At 42.9% G+C, this 18,749-nt stretch carries 18 protein-coding genes; 7 read left to right on the forward strand and 11 right to left on the reverse strand.

The window, feature by feature from the left end; genetic code table 11:
• Positions 1 to 23: 23 nt before the first annotated feature.
• A complete protein-coding gene (locus tag L4B77_RS00200; protein WP_429748075.1) occupies positions 24 to 980 on the reverse strand; it encodes a LysR family transcriptional regulator in 957 nt (318 codons plus the stop codon).
• Between the two features lie 100 nt (positions 981 to 1,080).
• Between L4B77_RS00200 and L4B77_RS00205 the strand changes: the two genes are divergently transcribed.
• From L4B77_RS00205 to L4B77_RS00235, 7 genes are all read left to right on the forward strand, one after another.
• Positions 1,081 to 2,433, forward strand: coding sequence for an MATE family efflux transporter (locus L4B77_RS00205; protein WP_429748076.1), 1,353 nt, complete (start codon positions 1,081 to 1,083; stop codon positions 2,431 to 2,433).
• Between the two features lie 120 nt (positions 2,434 to 2,553).
• Complete coding sequence (locus tag L4B77_RS00210; RefSeq protein WP_261839758.1) at positions 2,554 to 2,799, forward strand: hypothetical protein; 246 nt, start codon at positions 2,554 to 2,556, stop codon at positions 2,797 to 2,799.
• A 267-nt stretch (positions 2,800 to 3,066) separates the two neighbouring features.
• Positions 3,067 to 4,071 (forward strand): response regulator, encoded by a 1,005-nt coding sequence (locus L4B77_RS00215; protein WP_429748077.1) that lies wholly within the window; start codon positions 3,067 to 3,069, stop codon positions 4,069 to 4,071.
• 1 nt (position 4,072) lies between these two features.
• Positions 4,073 to 4,522 (forward strand): PAS domain-containing protein, encoded by a 450-nt coding sequence (locus L4B77_RS00220; protein ID WP_429748078.1) that lies wholly within the window; start codon positions 4,073 to 4,075, stop codon positions 4,520 to 4,522.
• A gap of 666 nt (positions 4,523 to 5,188) precedes the next feature.
• Positions 5,189 to 6,232 (forward strand): GMP reductase, encoded by a 1,044-nt coding sequence (locus tag L4B77_RS00225; RefSeq protein WP_372092420.1) that lies wholly within the window; start codon positions 5,189 to 5,191, stop codon positions 6,230 to 6,232.
• A gap of 330 nt (positions 6,233 to 6,562) precedes the next feature.
• On the forward strand, positions 6,563 to 7,342 hold the full coding sequence (locus L4B77_RS00230; RefSeq protein WP_261839762.1) for a MipA/OmpV family protein: 780 nt from the start codon (positions 6,563 to 6,565) through the stop codon (positions 7,340 to 7,342).
• Positions 7,343 to 7,358: 16 nt separating this feature from the next.
• Complete coding sequence (locus L4B77_RS00235; protein ID WP_372039605.1) at positions 7,359 to 7,814, forward strand: CC0125/CC1285 family lipoprotein; 456 nt, start codon at positions 7,359 to 7,361, stop codon at positions 7,812 to 7,814.
• A 30-nt stretch (positions 7,815 to 7,844) separates the two neighbouring features.
• Here the strand turns inward: L4B77_RS00235 and L4B77_RS00240 are convergent, their stop codons facing one another.
• From L4B77_RS00240 to kduD, 10 genes are all read right to left on the reverse strand, one after another.
• On the reverse strand, positions 7,845 to 9,035 hold the full coding sequence (locus tag L4B77_RS00240) for an ATP-binding protein (RefSeq protein ID WP_429748079.1): 1,191 nt from the start codon (positions 9,033 to 9,035) through the stop codon (positions 7,845 to 7,847).
• Positions 9,036 to 9,178: 143 nt separating this feature from the next.
• On the reverse strand, positions 9,179 to 9,874 hold the full coding sequence (locus L4B77_RS00245) for a response regulator (protein ID WP_261839765.1): 696 nt from the start codon (positions 9,872 to 9,874) through the stop codon (positions 9,179 to 9,181).
• A complete protein-coding gene (locus L4B77_RS00250) occupies positions 9,871 to 10,260 on the reverse strand; it encodes a DUF3019 domain-containing protein (protein ID WP_429748080.1) in 390 nt (129 codons plus the stop codon). The genes L4B77_RS00245 and L4B77_RS00250 overlap by 4 nt, the downstream gene beginning before the upstream one ends.
• Positions 10,261 to 10,268: 8 nt before the next feature.
• Positions 10,269 to 11,180 (reverse strand): MipA/OmpV family protein, encoded by a 912-nt coding sequence (locus L4B77_RS00255; protein WP_372092414.1) that lies wholly within the window; start codon positions 11,178 to 11,180, stop codon positions 10,269 to 10,271.
• 234 nt (positions 11,181 to 11,414) lie between these two features.
• Positions 11,415 to 12,596, reverse strand: coding sequence for an oligogalacturonate lyase family protein (locus tag L4B77_RS00260; RefSeq protein WP_429748081.1), 1,182 nt, complete (start codon positions 12,594 to 12,596; stop codon positions 11,415 to 11,417).
• Between the two features lie 246 nt (positions 12,597 to 12,842).
• Complete coding sequence (locus L4B77_RS00265) at positions 12,843 to 14,606, reverse strand: sodium:solute symporter family protein (RefSeq protein ID WP_429748082.1); 1,764 nt, start codon at positions 14,604 to 14,606, stop codon at positions 12,843 to 12,845.
• A gap of 499 nt (positions 14,607 to 15,105) precedes the next feature.
• Positions 15,106 to 15,729: a bifunctional 4-hydroxy-2-oxoglutarate aldolase/2-dehydro-3-deoxy-phosphogluconate aldolase gene (locus tag L4B77_RS00270; protein ID WP_261839769.1), complete on the reverse strand. Its 624-nt coding sequence runs from the start codon at positions 15,727 to 15,729 to the stop codon at positions 15,106 to 15,108.
• Between the two features lie 117 nt (positions 15,730 to 15,846).
• Positions 15,847 to 16,776, reverse strand: coding sequence for a 2-dehydro-3-deoxygluconokinase (gene kdgK / locus L4B77_RS00275; protein ID WP_429748083.1), 930 nt, complete (start codon positions 16,774 to 16,776; stop codon positions 15,847 to 15,849).
• Positions 16,777 to 17,119: 343 nt separating this feature from the next.
• Complete coding sequence (locus tag L4B77_RS00280) at positions 17,120 to 17,443, reverse strand: cupin domain-containing protein (RefSeq protein ID WP_429748084.1); 324 nt, start codon at positions 17,441 to 17,443, stop codon at positions 17,120 to 17,122.
• Positions 17,444 to 17,461: 18 nt separating this feature from the next.
• Complete coding sequence (kduD, locus tag L4B77_RS00285) at positions 17,462 to 18,223, reverse strand: 2-dehydro-3-deoxy-D-gluconate 5-dehydrogenase KduD (RefSeq protein ID WP_429748085.1); 762 nt, start codon at positions 18,221 to 18,223, stop codon at positions 17,462 to 17,464.
• Positions 18,224 to 18,749 lie beyond the last annotated feature (526 nt).

An 18,749-nucleotide genomic window follows, 5' to 3' on the forward strand; every position in this document is an offset into this window, starting at 1 on the left:
ATGTCTGAGCTTAAGGTTTACCGTTACTGTTGAGCGGTAATAACACCAAACCAATGGTTCTGTTGTGAGAGTGATTTCAGCAACTCAATCTCTTTTTCTGTCTCTTTCCTAAGCCATTCGATAAGGTCATTGATAATTGGTGTGTGGGTACGTTGGTGCATGAAATAGGTCCAAGCACTGTGTTGGATCTTTACGTACTTAGGGCAGTATAAGAAGCCACGTTGAAGGTCTTGTTGAACTAATAATAGATCCGTGACCGTCACTCCTTCACCCGACAAGCAAGCACTCAGTGCCATATCTAGAGACAAGAAGCTGGTATTTCGGACGGGGTTCTTTGGTGGAAATTCAACATCGGCCAACCACATTTTCCAGTCGTGGTGATCTAAGGTTGGATGGAGTCTTGGTAAGGTTAAGATCGAATCTAAATCTGTGTCCTTGGTGGTTAAGCTTGTCGAGCAAACTGGTGCCATAAACTCTTCGCGCAAGAAGGTGATATCAGGTGCTTTGTCATATCGTTTCTTGAAGCGCGTGTGGAAGATCAATAGATCATATTCACTACTATTGATGGATTCCTCTTCCTCAATCACAGGAACAATGACGATCTCATGATCTTGATAACGCTCGTTTAATTCCCTTACTTTAGAGATCAATACTCGCGTCGCGAAACTCAGAGTCGCTTTGATCACGATACGTTTCTGCTTGGGCTCACTCCAAGAGCCGATAATAGCTTCGATATTGCCGTAGCTTTCTCGCAAAGCCACATACAAATCATGACCTTGTACCGTTAATTCAATCGCTCGATGCTTACGAACAACCAGCGATGCGTTTAACTCATCTTCAAGCTGCTTGATCTGTCGGCTGATCGCACTTTGTGTCACATGCAGCTCTTCGGCAGCCAGAGTAAAGCTCATCAGCCTTGCTGCAGCTTCAAAGGCTTTTAAGCCATTATGGGACGATGGCAAGCTAGGATATGGGGTCATAATTCGTTCGTATGAGTTTAAGGAATGTTAGGATCGCAAATTTATCAATTGAACGCTAGCCTCATCGATTGTATTTTGGGCGAAATTAACAGAGGCGCCCATGAAAAAAATACTCACTCTCGCATTCCCTTTGATCATTTCACAGCTGATCTCGATGGCGTTAGTCCTGACGGATGTTTGGATGATGTCGCGCATCAGTGTGTCAGCCCTTGCGGCCGGTGGGCTAGGTGCTTCTATCTACTTTTTTATTTTCATTATTGCGAGTAGCACGGTTGGCTGCGTCGCGAACTTGATCGCGATCGCTTATGGTCAACGCGTGGCTCGTCCAGAATTTGGTAATACTCAAATTCGATTGGCTGTGAAAGGTGCAACTATGTTGGCATTTGTGCTCAGTGTGATCTTAATGGCCAGCTTCTGGTTTGCTCCGTTGGTATTAGAAGCGGCAAAACAGCCGCCACAAGTGATCACTTTAGCCATGGAATATGTGCATGCCTTGAAATGGGTGATGCTGCCTTCACTTATTTTGTTGGTACTGCGTGGCTTAACCAGTGCGTTTGGTAATGTGCGTTCTATTCTAGTGATGTCTATTATCACCGTGATTTTGAATGTGCCAGTGAGCTATTTCTTAACGTTCCAATTAGACATGGGGTTAACCGGTTTAGGGTTAGGTACGGCTATCGCGGCATTTATCGTGATGGTTGGATACACAGTTTGGGTATTCAAGCGTGACGAATTCAAGCAGTTCGCCCCTTGGTTAAATAGAGAAGAGTATTCGATTAAACTCGTGACCCCTTTGTTATTGATGGGGTTGCCTATTGGGTTGGCGGCTATACTTGAACATGGCTTGATATATGGTGGCACCTTGATGGCAGGAACGATCAGTATTGCCTCATTAGCCTTGCACCAAATCCTACTGCAATGCTTAAGCTTTACTTGGAACTTTAATTTTGGTTTCTCACAAGCCGCGGCGATTTTGGTCGGACGAGATTTTGGCGCAGGCAACTATCAAGGCATTAAAAAAACATCGATTCAAAGCTTCATATTAGTCACGGGGTTAAGCGTTGTATTGTCGGCTGTTTTCATTTTATGGCCAGAAATGATCGCCTCTCTCTTCAAACTGGATGATGGTACGGGCGCGATGACTTCACTGTTGGCGTCGGTTATTTGGGTTGTCGCGCTTTGCTTTGTCGTTGATGCTTGGCAGTTACTGGCTATTAACCTTCTGAGGGGAATGAAGATTGTGTCAATGCCAACAGTAATGACCGCAATCGGCTACTGGGTGTTTGGCCTACCTGCCGCGTGGTACTTGATGCCACCATTTCAATTGGCAGGGATTTGGGGCGGTATTGGCGTTGGTTTAGGGGTGACGGGTATTTTGTTACTCATCCAATTGATGTGCGTTATTCAAAAAAATAATCCGTCTTCAGCACTGAAGAGCCATGCATACCCATGATTGAACAAAGATGTGAAGCAAATGGGGCCAGAATGAATTAGACCTTGGTCTTACAGAAACCGAGTGCAAAGGCGACTAGAATGATGGGCGTTGCTCACCATTTTATCGAGGAAATAACGAATGGAAGTGGGATTGTTTTGGGTTGAAAAAGGAATGCTCGTACTGGGGGCATTGTTTGTTTTAACAAGCATGATGCAGTACGGAAGACGCAGCAGTGATTGGAAGGGGGTGATTACGATGTTTTACAAGCGCATCCCTATGAATATCGCAGAATACAAATGGTATCGTCTGGGTATCGCTTTATTGGTATTTGCCGTCATTGTGCGTTTTGCACTGCTGATCCTATGGCCAGCATATCAGCTCTAACCTTTCATGTATTCAATACGTAAATGAAGGTACACATAACTCAATTGAGTCTTTACAAACTCGCTGACTAAGGCTTGTATAGGATTTGAGTGACAACTATTTTAGGGGAAGACCCTTTTAAATAAAGAATAATGTAAGGTATTGGCCGCTCACTTATATTATTCATGTCACCAACAATCTAAATATAAATCCATCCATTCCGTACCTGATGCCGTAATGATCTGTTACACTTCTGCGAATTAGCTTTAATTTGTCAGTGGTGCATTTATGTCGTTCCCAGTTCTTATATGTGATGATTCTGCGTTAGCAAGAAAGCAGATGGCTAGATCACTGCCTAGTTCTCTAAATGCAGATATAACTTTTGCTGTTCATGGGCTTAATGCACTTGAAGAGCTCGCTAATAATCAGTTTAAACTGATGTTCCTCGACCTTACGATGCCAGAATTAGATGGTTATGGCACATTGGAAGAGATGCAACGCTTGGGAGACACGACACCTGTTGTGGTTGTTTCTGGTGATATTCAGCCCAAAGCGCAACAGAAAGTTATGAGCCTTGGCGCCAAAGCGTTTTTGCAAAAGCCGATCGATAAAGAAGCGCTAAAAGCGATTTTACGTGAGCATGCCGAGCCGCCAAAACAACCTCAATTAGTTATCCCTTCCCCTTTAGAGCTTCCAATACTACGCAGACGCGATATCTATATGGAAGTGGCTAATGTCGCAATAGGCCGTGCCGCCGACGCTTTAGCACGCCACTTTGACGTGTTTGTACATTTGCCGTTACCGAATGTGAACATCTTTGAGGTGAGTGAGCTGCACATGGCACTTCGCGACCTGGCGAACAACGATCAAGTCTCCGGTGTTTGCCAAGGTTTTAGTGGCGAAGGGATAGCCGGTGAAGCGTTAGTCTTGTTGAGTGACTCCAGTGTGAGTGACCTGAAAAAGCTCATGAAGGTATCAACAGAAAGTGAGCAGCTTGAAGAACTCGAGCTGTTGATGGATGTATCGAATATCCTGGTTGGTTCATTCTTGAATGGGTTAGGGGAGCAATCAGAAGTCCGTTTTTTCCAGAGCTCTCCTGTGCTGTTAGGGCAACATCTCTCGATTGACTCAGTGATTGAAAATACCAGTGGTTCGTTTAAAAAGACGATGACTTTCGAAGTCAGCTATAACATTGATAGCACTTCAATCCGTTGTGATCTTCTGTTTATGTTTGTTGATGAATCTCTACCTCTTTTAGACAACAAATTGGCCTATTTAATGGAGGAGTTTTAATATGCTGCATCTTCCTGCCGAGTTTGAGCAATTTCACTGGATGGTGGATATGGTTCAAAACGTCGATATGGGGTTGGTCGTCATCAATCGTGACTTTCAAGTTCAAGTGTGGAATGGTTTCATGACTCACCATAGCGGTAAGCAGTCACATGATGCGATTGGTCAATCCATTTTTGAGTTATTTCCTGAGATTCCCAAAGAGTGGTTTAGATTGAAAACTAAGCCCGTTTACGATTTAGGTTGTCGAAGCTTTATTACATGGCAACAGAGGCCTTATCTCTTTAAGTGTCGTAATGTTAGACCAGTAACCCAGCAAGCGGATTTTATGTATCAAAATGTGACGCTCAATCCAATGCGTTCACCAACGGGTCAAGTGACGTCATTGTTCTTATCTATTCAAGATGCGACAGAGGAAGCCTTGATGTCTCAAAAGAGCGGGAATCGAATTTAAAGGGTTATTTCAATCATTGTTAGATGATCGTAACGTAATGGCTAAGGCTAACCACCTTAGTCACTTTTTGTGTTTTGGCCTTCGGATGGCTTGTTCAAAGTTTCGTTGTTTCCCCTCGGTTATCTTTAAAATCTTTTATTTCCCAACTTCTGACGCAAGTCAGTCACTTACCTCAAATCATCATTGACTCGATAAGAATGCCATGAATTTGCCCATTTTGGGTCGGTGACCGAGAAAAATGGAATTTATTTAAGGAAAAAGCGATCTTTTTGCAAAAATAGAAGGGTGATTTTTATGTAAATTTGGTGGGCTTTCTTCACATATTTGCTAGATAAGAAGTAAGTTTTGTCAAAAATAAAAGAAAACGTTTGCGTGATAAGCGGGTCGTGTTTGTGTGATTTTTTGTCTAAGTATTTGATTGGTGGGGTTTTAGTGGATAGAAAGGCGGTACATTTTTTAGTGGGTATGGAATCTTTGAGAGGATAGCACAAAAAAAAGTGAAATATCAGACTTGCTGTTACTAAATCACGACCTATAATGCTGAAAACCGGAGCGTCTGCCAACGCTCCGGTTTTTTTGTGTCCGAAGAAAAGTAAAATCGTCTGCCAACGGTTTTGCTACGCATTTCGCGAGAGACACATAATTTTATGAATCAAGGAAAACACCATGCGTATCGAACAAGAACTTAAGTTAGGTTTCAAAGATGTACTCTTCCGTCCGAAGCGTTCTACCCTGAAAAGCCGTTCTCAAGTTGAATTAACCCGCGATTTTACATTCAAGCATAGCGGTCGTCAATGGTCTGGTACGCCAGTCATTGCAGCGAACATGGATTCGGTAGCAAGCTTTGAAATGGCATCAGCTCTAGCAGATCACGGTGTTATGACGGCAGTACACAAGCACTACACAGTAGAGCAGTGGGCTGAGTTCGCGAAAACGGCAGACAAGAAAACACTGAACAATGTATTTGTATCAACAGGTACGTCAGACGCTGAATTCGAGAAAGTTAAGAAGATCATGGCGCTTAGCGAAGAGTTTGTATTCATCTGTATCGACATCGCGAACGGTTACTCAGAGCATTTGGTCGAATACGTACAACGTGTACGTGCTGAATTCCCAGACAAGGTTATCTCTGCTGGTAATGTTGTAACGGGTGACATGTGTGAGGAGCTGATTCTTGCTGGTGCAGACATTGTGAAAGTCGGTATCGGCCCTGGTTCTGTGTGTACGACTCGTGTTAAAACCGGCGTAGGTTACCCTCAACTTTCAGCCATCATCGAATGTGGCGATGCGGCACACGGCCTGGGTGGCATGATCATCGGTGACGGTGGTTGTTCATGTGCGGGTGATGTATCTAAAGCCTTCGGTGGCGGTGCTGACTTCGTCATGCTGGGTGGTATGTTAGCCGGTCACGAAGAGTCAGGCGGTGAAGTTGTAGAGAAAGAGGGTAAGCAATACATGAAGTTCTATGGCATGTCTTCGCAGTCAGCTATGGAGAAACACTCAGGTGGTGTTGCTAAGTACCGTGCAGCGGAAGGTAAAACGGTTTTACTTCCGTTCCGTGGTTCAGTTCATAATACAATTTCTGACATCCTTGGTGGTGTACGTTCAACGTGTACCTACGTAGGCGCAGCAAAGCTTAAAGAGCTAACGAAACGTACGACTTTCATCCGTGTACAAGAGCAAGAGAACAACGTATTCGGCAAAGAGTAACGTTTAAAACGATTTTTTGAAATTTTAAGAATTGAGCCACTTTAGAGTGGCTCTTTTTTTACCTGAAATTTGGCAAGTGGCGAGAAAGTAGCGATAGCCGAGAAAAATACAGTTCTTTTGAGGTAGACACTGCTCGATTTGTTTGTTTTTAGTCTTGGTAAATTGAGTCGATATGATTCCTTTTTGTTGTGTCGTGTTCCCTCCCGACTCCCTTTCTGCCTACCTGAGTTTTTGTAACTCAGTCGGGATACATTTGGTTACAAAGTTTCTGATTGCTTTGCCATATAGTGTCATCACTGTCTGGTTAATCGAGCGAAAAGGGCTTTGATCATGAAAAAAATCACTTTAATTATCTCTACCATTTTATTTTCACATGCAGCTTTGGCTGACGCAGGAAACACTTATATCCGTAGCGGCAACATCTACACCCATGAAGGTAAGGCGTTTGTTGGAGGCGGTATCGTTACGGCAAGCCAATTCTATAAAGGCCAAAAGCACCAGACTGCTGTTTATCTCAATGGTGGTTATCATGGTGAAGATTTGAATGCCGATTTGGGGAGTGGTATCAACTACCGTTTTGTAGGCAGCAATGATGATGTGCTCAATATGAGTGTATTCATGGTTGCTAACCCAGGCTTTGAAGCTGACGATGCGAAAATCTTAAAAGGCATGGACGATCGTGACATCAGTGGTGATATTGGTTTGAATGCTGATTTCCACCTAGGACAAGGCACCCTTTCTGGTAAGTTCCAACACGACGTTACCGGTGTTTATAAAAGCTTCCAAACCGACCTGACTTACTATCATCCAATGGCATTTGACTTCATGGATTTTGTTCCATACGCAGGAGTCCATTACTACAGTGAAGATTACGTGAATTACTATGCGGGTGTGTCTTCTTCTGAGGCGACAGTGGGACGTTCAGAATACAAGGCTAACGGTGCCTTTGCATACAGAGTAGGTTACACCATGATTTTCCCTATCACGGAGCATCTCGATATTACTCAAGCGACGGGCTACTCGTACCTAGACTCTGCTCTTGCAGAATCACCACTCATTGATAACAAGAACCAATGGGCAACCACTTTCGGCGTGAACTACACCTTCTAAATTAAGGAACAATATAATGAAATTATTTAAAAAGTTATCAATCGTGGCGGCTGTTGCAATACTATTGAGCGCTTGTGCTACGCCTTATAACACGCAAAAGAGCTTTTGGACGTTTGGTAAAGGCTTTACGACTACGCAGATTGCTCCTGAAAGTTGGCAGATCAGCTTTGTCGGCAACAACTATACAGATAGAGCTAAGGTTCGTGAATATGTGATGTTTAAAGCAGCGCAGCTGTGCCATGACGCAGGACTTCCTTACTTTACTTACACTACTGAGCTCACCAATCGCGATTCTGTCGGTCAAATTGGTGTAGCGGATGTTAATGATGGATTCGTGTTAGGTACGTCTAGTATGACTAAAGAAGGCTCTAGCGTTGTTGAAGTGACGGGCTTAAAAGTTAAACCTAGCAATCCTCAGGGTCGTATCTACGATACGGAATACATTCTAGCGCACTTAGACGTTGATAAATAATCTCAAGAGTATTGATTGATTTGAAGCACCCTACTTGTTAACGGTCGGGTGCTTTTCTTTATCTAGGGTAGGCAAGCTTAATCTCATGCAGGCGCCACCAAGATTTTTTGAACGATGGATTGAGAGCTTCGACCCCATCCAAGCACCGATTCGCATCACGATAGCAAGCCCCATACCATGTCCTGCGTTATCTCGGCTTTGAAGCCCTCTCACAAAGGGCTTGATCACTTGCTTTGCTTCTTCCTCATCAATGCCCTTGCCATCATCAGATACACTAAGCTCAGCAATCCCATCCTTTAGCTCTAGCTGTACGGCTATTTGCGAGACCCCAAAACGTTCAGCATTACTGAGTAAATTCCCTAATTGCATTGACAGGTACTTGGGGTCACTCTGCACGATTATAGGCTGAGAGTTGGGTTTGAATTCGAGCTGGTGGGTGGCCGAGGAATAGGTAGACAATTTATCTTCTAACCAGCTATTTAGTTCGATAACCTCAAGGTTAGGCTCAATATTAGCTTGATCAAGTCTTGCATAGCTTAATAGAGTAGATACCAACTCTTCCATAGCATCTAAATCACGATTGATGCGGGTAAAGTACTTGAGCTTTAGCGTTTCGCTATCGGTTTCTTCGAGAGCCTCAATGCCAAATCTGAGTCGAGCTATAGGGGTTTTTAGATCATGAGAAACTGCGCGACTTAGTAACTTATTGTCATCAACAAGTTGTGATATACGGTCGGCCATTCGATTAAATTCGGTTTCTATCTCAGCAATATATGATGACCGATTCACCTGTATGCGTTGTTGAAGATCACCCATGCCGAAGGATTTGGTCACCTTACTTAGATTCAGTAACTGCCGAATCAATGGAGACACCCAGAGCAACAAAATAATCACGATCCCAACATAAAAAAGTGTGGTATAGATTCGATTAAGTGCCAGTGACTGATCTTCTAAGGGCAATAAGTGAGTCTTAATATTAAGTACCTTGCCGATATTAGGTAAGCGATAGTGAAGTGAGACACCTTCATCTGATTCAAGGACTAAGAATCCTTGCGATTCAAACTGCAATTTTAATGAAGGTGGTAAAGGAAAACTCGCCTCATTAATCAGTGATAATTGCTCATCATTGCTCCGATTCCAGCCTTTGATAAGCGGTTGGCTATCTAACTTAGGATCATCAAGGGTGCGAGACAAGCTTGTCCCAGCTATCTTCAGCGCCACTATTCGCTCTCTCGCGACTGTTGATGCCGACGGAACTTCGTGTTGGGACGCATACTCAGTAATTGACCAGCCTAAGATGACGATGGAAGCAAGGACTACTACAACTAGCGAAGCAATGAGTTTTCTCATATTAAGATAATAATCTACGAGTTATCATCACGGCAAAATAGATAGCCTTGACCACGAATAGTTTTGATCTTGTAGGCTTGCTGAGGGGCATCGTGGAGCTTTTTCCTTAGGCGTGAGATACGGTTATCAATCGAACGATCAAAGCCATCATATTCTATACCTCGCAACTCAGTAGTCAGGTCTGTACGGGGAATTACCGTTCCCACTTTAGAGGCTAACAACCAAAAAGCATCAAATTCATTGGCGTTGAGATCGAGATTGTAGCTGCCAACCGAGACTGATTTTGCTGTGGCATTTAGTGTTAAAGAATCAAACTGCAGTAATTGGCTCTGCTTTTCATCAGTAGAGCGGCGCAGTAGTGCTTTAATGCGAGCGAGCATGACTTTGGGGCGTACTGGCTTAGTGAGGTAGTCATCCGCACCCACTTCGAGGCCTTTGATTTCATCCCCATCTTCCACGCAAGCTGTCATAAACAATATGGGACCGGAATAGAACACTCGCGCCTCTTTGCAGACATCAAACCCATCTTTTACGGGGAGCATGACGTCCAGCAAGACAAGATCTGGGCTTTCTTCAGCGATCATCTGTAGCGCAAAATCCCCCTGACTTGCCACCGTCACGCTGTAGTCGTGATCGAGTAGATAATCTCCGATCCACTCGGCCAGCGATGTGTCATCTTCAACAACCAATATGTGTTTTTTGTCGCTCAAAATAATCTCCATCCTGATTGAGATTGCTTAGGTGCTTTATACACCCAAATCACCACCACTTTAACCTCGGCCAATATCCTATCTGTCGATTGCTCAATTAATCGATAAGCCGTGGTGTTTGTGCGTTCAAAGCTGTATTCATAGTGTTGCAAAAAATTGCCTTCCCAACAAATAACCCTTTGACTATCGGTTGCCTGTAATAAGCAGTATTTTCCCTTATTGGGGGTTTGCCATTTAAACTGAATGTTTTGATAGCAGGTCTGCCCTTTGTGAAGGGCAACGCATTGCTCCGGAGTTGCTGTGAAATTGACGGTTTGTTCAGCCGCTGACGCTGGCTGGGCATTCATCAACAAGAGAAAGAGACAACACAAAAAGAGTTTATTCATGCCTCCCCCTAAAATACATAGCTTACAGAGACGTTAAATAGCGAGCTATAATTCCCCAAACTAAAGGGGCTCTCCGTAATCTCATCTGATAGCGCTGTGATGCGGTAGATAGAGCGGAATACGAAGTTTTCGCTGATAGGGTAGGCTGCACCCACCTCTAGACTGTAGTTAAACGCACTTTCAGGTGTGTATTGGTAAAATTGCCCAGTTGCTTCTTCGTTGCTGACACCATAGACATTACGAGTTAATTGTTTAGACAGGTAGGTCACTCCACCTAGCGTATATAGGTTCAGGTTTCTCAACTGCCAAGACTTACCTAACCTTATTGTGCTTTGAAAGCCTTGGTTATTGTAATAATCACTCACGGCACGAAACTGAAATACGTAGTTTTCATCCCAATAGCGGGTAGCTCGCATACCAGCACCGATATAGAGAGACTCATTAGACATCAGATACTCATTTCTTTGCGCTTCGTTCAATGAGCTAACGTCTAGGCCATCAGGTCGTTGCCATGTCATCTCGACATTTGCGGCCAAGAAATCAAGGGACCAGTGTTCTGAGTTCCAAAAGTTATATCCTAGATTGGTCCCATCTTGAGATAGATGAACCAACTCGACGAACAGCCCTTTATATTGATAAATGCCATTGAGCATAAACAGTGGCTGAATATCACTGTGTTCGATATCACGAATATCTACTTGATTGAGGGCAATAACACTAGCTCCAAGCTCAAAGTAACCACCGCTATCTAGGCGACTCCCACCTTGAGTTACATTGCTGGATATATCTTCGGCAGACGCCGCAATGGAAAAAACAAAACTACTTAAAAGAAGTAAGGTTAAAAGCGGTCGCACAAAATAGTTAGATAGGTACGTAATATCAATGTCCTCGCTACAATCTATGAGTCTTGAGTTATTCATTTTATTCCATCTTATTACTTTGAAGTAAGTCGATCACTTTGTCTACTTAGGTGGCTAAACGCACTATACCTTACAATGACATGGAGAGACTTTAAAGTGGCTTTTTTGTCTGAAATATGGCTGCGGCAGGGTGAAAAGAGATGACACTGGCAGATTTCAGAGTCGGATAAGTGAAAATCCCGTTTAACTATGTGTTAACCGGGATTTTGAACGATGAGTTTGTGTTTGACAGGATTAAGACTGTAACTTTTTCGGGATTTCGGCAATGTATATAGCAGGAGCACCTTCAAAGTCGCTCGTAAATAATACACCAGTATCATCAGGGGTAAATGATGGGTGAGGGTGCGTAATTTGGCGGTCACCGTCTAATACTGCCCATGAAGTGCTGTGTTTAGCAAGACGCGTGTAGCACTTTTTCTGGGTATTTAAAATGTATAGGAATGGATCATTTTCAATGTCATAACCTTGACTGTCTGCGACATCGACAGGAGCATCACTGCCGTCACCAACCATCAGCGAACCGTCGTGGTTACTCATCAAGTGAGAGCATTGTGGCATCACCATGATTTCTTCATTTTCTAAAGTTTCAGGATTCGCTTTGTAGATCACTCGTTCAGTTTGGCCCTTGAAGTAGGACACATAAGCCATTGCGCTGCCATCTGGGAGCCAGAACTCATGCGTACAAGACTCGCCTTCGCTATGCTCTTTGATTTTACGAACGTTAGAACCATCTTCATTAACGAGCCACATACGAGCGTCGACTAAATCATGTGGACCTTCATGACAGAAGCCTATGGTTTTGTCGTCAAATGGACGATAAATAGGGTGACCAAGCCATGTATTGTCTTGGTGAACCACATCAAGCGCCCCTGTTTCTATATTCACTTTAATTAAGCGGCACGTAGGGTTTGTATGGTAGAACTCAGCGAATTTCTCCCAAGACGTGAGAGGTTTCCAGCAGCTTTTCTTGATTTCGATACCAACGAGTTTGGTGCAGTCAGAATTCGCCACCCAAGTGCCATAGCCTTTCCATTCTTCATCAACGGTATAGATTACTTTTTCTTCCAGAGTATCAAGGTCAACCTTCATTAAGTTAAGCTCGTTTTTTACGTAGATCAAAGAGTTATCATCGGTTGAGAGAAAGCCGCCAAAGGTATTGTCGCCTTTGCCTTCAGTCAATTGTGTCGCTTTTTGTGTTGTCAAATCAAGTAAGTAGTAGTTACGGTTTGCTTCACCTTCAACAACATCAAAATCCCCCGCGAAAAGCAGCTTATTGCCATCGCTGGTAAAGCATTTTTGATAGAAGTAATTACGGTGACAAATAACATTAGTTGGGGTTAAACGTGTAACTTTATTTTTAGTGTCGGTGTCTACAAATGTTTCAAATTGCAGATCAATAACTTGACCTTTGGACATCATATTCTCCTTGGCATATATAAACGTCATGCCGGTTTATCTGTGCTTGCTGTGTTGCGACTCACCGTCATTCGATTGCAAGTATAGAGAGGGGTATCATCGGCCAACATATTGAACGAAATATCAAGTCTCAATAGTGGCATTACTTTTTATTCATAATGGCCATACCCATTGATTTGCTTTAGATCGATGGGAATGATGGCTACTCAGCAAGTGATTAGTAGCCATTGAATAATAGGTTATTGTTTATCGAGAGGCGGAAACGACGGTTTTAATGTCATTATCTAAGCCGGCACTCTTCTTCAGAGCGAAACCAATTAGGAAGATTGCCAGTGCACAACAGAAGAATAAGACACGTCCCCACATTGGGTTAGGGATGAGAACCATCGCCAGTAAGCCCGCCGACATAACCATAACGAGTGTACCGAGCTTGTTACGCTGTAAGCGGTCTATAATATCTTGACCTTCTTCCTCAATACATTCTGTTTCCATATCTTCAAAGAATTTATCTTGAGTTTCTTTATATTGATCTTCTTTGTAGAACAACGTTGTTAGACAGAAGAAGCCTGTCGTGAAGATTAAGTGTGCAGCAATGGTGATTGTTGTACGGAATTCGGAAACTTCACGCCCTGTTAGGTTCTCTAGCCCAAACCATGCACCAACGACCTGAGGGGTGAATACATTAATAATTAAGTATGAAATGAACGCACCAAATACAACCGTTGCCCAAGGAGCCCATTTAGGCGTTTTACGAATGAAGATACCAAAGCATAAAGGAACCAATATAGGACCTTGTAGTAGCGTTGACACTTGCATCATAAGATCAAACAAGCTCAGTTCTTTCAGAGAGGTAAAGAATTGAGCAGTGAAGATGACTAATAGGCCATTTACAACACAAGTAATTTGACCTGCACGTAGCTGTTCACGGTCGCTTGCTTTACCTCTGCGGATAATATTTGAATAAAAACTACGTACAAAAATGCCTGAGTTACGGTTTAACGCCGAGTCCATTGAAGACATAGTGGCAGCAAAAAGCCCCGCCATCAATAACCCAACCGTACCAAGTGGCATAGCTTCGCGAGCAAAAACCAAGTAAACCGCATCACGGGCCTTATTCCCTAGGTCTGGGTATTGTGTTGCCGCATCTGGATACATAATGGCTGATGCCCAAGGTGGGATAAACCAAATGATTGTACCGACTAACATCATGAATCCGGCAAGAAGTGCCGCTTTGCTGGCATTTTTTGAATCTTTAGCATTAAGGAAACGATAAGAATCTTGCATGTTATTGATGCTTTGAAATTGTTTTACAATAAAAAACAAGAAAGAACATACAATTAATAATGGGTAGTTCATGTCGGGACCAATAAAGAATCCTGATGGAAACTCCGAAACAATCTTACCGGGTCCTCCCACCATCACTAATGCGACAACGGCACAAGCCACAGAAATCACGGCAATAACTAAAGTTTGGATAAAGTCTGACGCAACCACGCCCCATGCTCCACTCAAGAGTGAAATAAGTAATACGGCTAAACCTGTAATCCAAATCGTTGTCATGATGTCGGCATTGAATACCGCAGAAGCGAACACACTAAGACCATTTAGCCATACCCCACCATTGATGATGCTTAGAGGAATGATGATCCAAGTAAAAAATTGCTCATTCGTAGGGTCAAAGCGGCGGCGAACAGCTTCTGTCGGGGTGTCTACTCGCATTTGACGGAAGCGACGAGAGAAATATAGGTAAGCCACTATGTAGGCTAAAATATTACCAATGAAAACGCCCGCGACGGCGAAGCCATCACTAAAGGCTTTACCGGCAGCCCCTGTAAAGGTCCACGCGGAGAACTGAGTCATAAATGCGGTGGCACCAACCATCCACCAAAGCATTTTACCGCCCCCACGGAAGTAGTCACTGGTACTGTTACTGGCCATCTTTTTAAATAGTAAACTGATTACTACCATTAAGGCAAAGTAACCCGCTATTACGAGGTAATCATAATTCATAGAACTCATCCTGAAACGTTGTTTTAATTTTGATTACATACTAGAAATTATTAGTGCTTTTTAATGTGATTAAAATCAAAACGGCAGTTCAATTTTGTAGTTTGAGTTAGAAGTGTGATGTAAATCGTCTTTATTGAGCCGCTGAAATAAGGTTTTCATGAAGTAAATAGAGCAATGTTGTTCGTCAAGCTTTCTGCCCTCTCGATGGGGGGAAGTACTTTGGATTGGTCTGTTGGGGCAATCGTTCGTGAGAGTTTTCGTTTTGCGATCCATGACGTTGGAGGAGCCTGAATCAGGATTTGATCGGTATGGTGAGTGTTCAGTTGTTAGGCGGTGAATAACTTCAGTTTGAAATCATTTTTATCGTTCAGGTGCGAGACTTGTGTCAAGTACGATGAGGCGTTAGATTGTTGAGTTGCGGAATGAAGGTATTAAAGAGGTCACCTCATTTTGATTAAGGTGACTTCTTTAACTTGTGTCTGATGTCACTCAGTGAAAGCTATTTAATTATACCCGCAACATCCGCGATTAACGTAGCAAGCTCATCCCATTTTTCATCATCAATGAGATCGGTTGGGATCATCCACGTACCACCACAAGCAAATACCGATGGAATCGCTAGGTAATCATTGACATTGTTAGGGTTAACACCGCCAGTCGGCATAAAGCTTACTGGATAAACCGCAGTTAATGCTTTGAGCATGTTCACCCCACCTGAAGGTTCAGCGGGAAAGAATTTTAAGGTCTCTAGGCCAAGTTCCATGGCTTGCTCAACTAGGCTTGGGTTGTTTACCCCAGGGACGATTTGTACACCGCGTTGTTGGCAATATTTCACGGTTGTTGGGTTAAGACCTGGGCTGACAACAAAATCAACACCCGCTTCAATCGATTCATCGACTTGTTTCGTGGTTAGAACCGTCCCTGAGCCGATCAGCATGTCTGGGTAAGCTTCACGCATATTTTTGATCGCTTGCGCTGCGGCTGGAGTTCGGAAAGTCACTTCAGCACACGGAAGGCCGTTTTCAACCAGAACTTGCGCAAGTTTTGTTGCTTTATTCGCATCTTTAATGGCAATCACTGGAACGACTTTTATTTCACTTAAACGTTGTTTAACGGTTGTCATAGTTTGTCCTTAATATCATCAATTATGTCTTGGTCTTGCGACTGTAGCTTTGTCTGCTTGTCACTTTTTTGCTTAATTTGGGGCAAAAAAGTGCATTTCTCGCGGATTTATTTTGGGTTAGTTTAATTCGGGCATTTCTTGTGCTGGTATAATTGCTCCACGGAAACAAATGACGGTACCCGCTAGTTTATGCCCCATTTGAGCTGACTCAAGTAAGCTGCCACCAGAAAGTCGTTTGGCTAAGTAACCGGCACTGAATGAATCACCTGCTGCGGTCGTATCTACAATGTTGTCGACTTTTTGTGGAGCAACTTCTATTCGCTCATCTTGTGTGATCACAAAGCACGCTTCCCCACCGCGCTTAATAATAATTTCATTTACGCCGAAAGCTTGGGTGCGAGCAATCGCTTGCTCTTCATTCTTATCACCGTATAACATTTCTTCGTCATCGTAAGTTAAGAAGGCAATGTCTGTCAGTTTCAACATCGCTTGGTAGGCCTGTTGAGCTTGTTGTGGAGTCTTCCATAGAGCAGGGCGGTAGTTATTATCAAAGGCAATTTGACAACCTTGCGCTTTGCAGGTCGTTAGAACGGTCACCAGTTTTGTGAGTGCTTCTTCAGGTAAAATTGCCAAGCTTACGCCACTTAAATAAATCAGGTCGTATTGGCTAAGAGTATCGATCACTGCGGCTTCTGACTGCTCAAGTAACCAGTAACGAGCAGCGGCATCACTACGCCAATATTGGAAGCTACGCTCACCATCGTCGCTGGTGGAAATGGAGTAAAGTCCAGGCAATTTTTTATCGGAGATATGTACATGAGAAGTGTTGATCGCTTCTTTGTTCCACGCCTCCAACATAGCCTGGCTAAATGGGTCTTTACCTAAACCTGTCACATAAGAGGTGACAATATTTGTATGGGTAAGGCGAGAGAGATAAAGTGCGGTGTTTAGTGTGTCACCACCAAAGCTTTGTTTATATAATTGTTCACCGGCTTTTTGTAGCTCCACCATACACTCACCGATAACGGCAACACGACTGACTAGCATATATTTCTCCTAAAAACGTAATGAATCCATTATCTTTAATCGTACCATTAAGGTTTGTAAAAATGGAACGCTGTTTCTTTTTTATTTCTTTCGTAAAGGAATAGACAAAAAAGCCGATCAGATGATCGGCATGGTCTTAGTGACATCATTTGTTTCTTGGCCAGCACCATAACCCACAATAATACAACCAAAGGTTTTAAGCTTCGTAAAATACTCACTTGAATCTCGCGTTAGGCATACGTTTGGGGCTGATCGTTTTTATCGATAATTTACGATAGAAATTGGGTAAATCTTTAATGTTGACTGTCTAAATTATATTCAAATTGGACAGCCGAATGAGTGATTATTCGATAAAGTCTTTACGCATTGGGGTAAAGTTATCGAGCAATACGCCTTTTTCTAGACAGCGACACCCGTGAACAATATTTGGCTTTTTATACAATGCGTCACCGGTTTTTACTATTTTGGTTTCATCACCAATAGTGAACTCAAACTCACCGGATAAAACATAAGTCACTTGCTCATGCGGATGACTATGAAGCGCACCGATTGCGCCTTTTTCAAAGTAGACTTCTACTGACATGATGTTATCGCTATAAGCCATAATTTTACGTGAAACACCATCACCTAGGTCTTCTAGTTGAATATCATTGTTGTATAGAAACATTATTAATCCTTACTTTAATTAGCGTGCTAACCAACCACCGTCGACAGCAACTGTGTAACCATTAATGTAGCTTGCTGCATCAGAGGCTAAGAATACACAAGGGCCAGCTATATCTTCTGGTTTGCCCCATCGATCAGCGGGAATACGTTCGAGGATCGCGGCATTTCGGTCTTCATCGGCACGCAGTGCGGCGGTATTATTGGTTGCCATGTAACCTGGGGCAATCGCATTCACATTGATGTTGTGTTTCGCCCACTCATTGGCCATTGCGCGGGTGATACCCATAACTGCACTTTTAGAAGCGGTGTAAGAAGGGACACGGATCCCGCCTTGGAAAGAAAGCATAGAAGCGATATTGATGATTTTGCCTCCATTGCCTTGAGCTATGAACTGCTTCGCAACGGCTTGAGACATGAAGAACACCGTTTTAGAGTTGATGTTCATGACATCATCCCAATTCTGCTCTGAAAATTCGATAGCATCTTCACGGCGAATGATACCGGAGTTATTGACTAAAATGTCAATTTTGCCAAATTCAGCGACTGCTTTTTCAATGATCGTTGGGATATCGTCTTGTTCGAGCAAGTTAGCATGAATATTAAGGAATGTATGGCCACCCGCGTTCATTAATTCAATGGTTTCCTCTGGTGCCGTGTAGTTAACTCCAACTACTTTACAACCCGCTTGTGCTAACCCTAAAGCCATACCTTGACCAAGACCTGTATTACAACCGGTAACAATTGCGACTTTACCTTCAAGATTAAATGCATTCAGAATCATAGTTATTTCCTTTAATGCCGAGTGTGGCAATCAATTTAGATAGGGTGCCCCCTTTAGGCCGGTAACATTATCAATATTGAAACTATGTTTCAATAATTATTGTAATCATGTTTTTTAAAAGTGATGCGGATCTACATTATTTTTAATCTATTGTGTTTTTTACTGAGTCGTTCTTAAAAAGAATGAAGTGAGGGGGAGAGTGAATGATGAATTTGGATCTTATTCTAGGCTGTTGAAGGTATCGGCAGTGATGGATAAGGAAAACAATCAAATGCTGTTTCATCGGTGAGGAAGCGAGGTTGTCTTACTGCTCATTATTACGAAACAATACAAGCTAGTTAATTGACGGTGAACTTTGAGTTTTTGGATTAATACGGCGGGGTTATAAGCGGATGAATAAAAAGCAATTTGAGATTTAATTTAGGGTATAAAAGTTGTTTGGTTCAAAATGCATATTGGAAACAGTGATGAGTGATGCATCGAGCTAAGAAGCACTAAAAGTATAAAAATGCTCGATGAGATACAT

It is taken from the genome of Vibrio minamisatsumaniensis (assembly GCF_050337445.1).
In the GTDB taxonomy this organism is placed as follows: domain Bacteria; phylum Pseudomonadota; class Gammaproteobacteria; order Enterobacterales; family Vibrionaceae; genus Vibrio; species Vibrio artabrorum.

What these genes read in the sequence shown, in the direction of transcription:
- L4B77_RS00200 (WP_429748075.1), bottom strand. Translation starts at nt 980, where the DNA reads ATGACCCCATATCCTAGCTTGCCATCGTCCCATAATGGCTTAAAAGCC.
- L4B77_RS00205 (WP_429748076.1), top strand. Translation starts at nt 1,081, where the DNA reads ATGAAAAAAATACTCACTCTCGCATTCCCTTTGATCATTTCACAGCTG.
- L4B77_RS00210 (WP_261839758.1), top strand. Translation starts at nt 2,554, where the DNA reads ATGGAAGTGGGATTGTTTTGGGTTGAAAAAGGAATGCTCGTACTGGGG.
- L4B77_RS00215 (WP_429748077.1), top strand. Translation starts at nt 3,067, where the DNA reads ATGTCGTTCCCAGTTCTTATATGTGATGATTCTGCGTTAGCAAGAAAG.
- L4B77_RS00220 (WP_429748078.1), top strand. Translation starts at nt 4,073, where the DNA reads ATGCTGCATCTTCCTGCCGAGTTTGAGCAATTTCACTGGATGGTGGAT.
- L4B77_RS00225 (WP_372092420.1), top strand. Translation starts at nt 5,189, where the DNA reads ATGCGTATCGAACAAGAACTTAAGTTAGGTTTCAAAGATGTACTCTTC.
- L4B77_RS00230 (WP_261839762.1), top strand. Translation starts at nt 6,563, where the DNA reads ATGAAAAAAATCACTTTAATTATCTCTACCATTTTATTTTCACATGCA.
- L4B77_RS00235 (WP_372039605.1), top strand. Translation starts at nt 7,359, where the DNA reads ATGAAATTATTTAAAAAGTTATCAATCGTGGCGGCTGTTGCAATACTA.
- L4B77_RS00250 (WP_429748080.1), bottom strand. Translation starts at nt 10,260, where the DNA reads ATGAATAAACTCTTTTTGTGTTGTCTCTTTCTCTTGTTGATGAATGCC.
- L4B77_RS00255 (WP_372092414.1), bottom strand. Translation starts at nt 11,180, where the DNA reads ATGAATAACTCAAGACTCATAGATTGTAGCGAGGACATTGATATTACG.
- L4B77_RS00260 (WP_429748081.1), bottom strand. Translation starts at nt 12,596, where the DNA reads ATGTCCAAAGGTCAAGTTATTGATCTGCAATTTGAAACATTTGTAGAC.
- L4B77_RS00265 (WP_429748082.1), bottom strand. Translation starts at nt 14,606, where the DNA reads ATGAATTATGATTACCTCGTAATAGCGGGTTACTTTGCCTTAATGGTA.
- L4B77_RS00270 (WP_261839769.1), bottom strand. Translation starts at nt 15,729, where the DNA reads ATGACAACCGTTAAACAACGTTTAAGTGAAATAAAAGTCGTTCCAGTG.
- kdgK (WP_429748083.1), bottom strand. Translation starts at nt 16,776, where the DNA reads ATGCTAGTCAGTCGTGTTGCCGTTATCGGTGAGTGTATGGTGGAGCTA.
- L4B77_RS00280 (WP_429748084.1), bottom strand. Translation starts at nt 17,443, where the DNA reads ATGTTTCTATACAACAATGATATTCAACTAGAAGACCTAGGTGATGGT.
- kduD (WP_429748085.1), bottom strand. Translation starts at nt 18,223, where the DNA reads ATGATTCTGAATGCATTTAATCTTGAAGGTAAAGTCGCAATTGTTACC.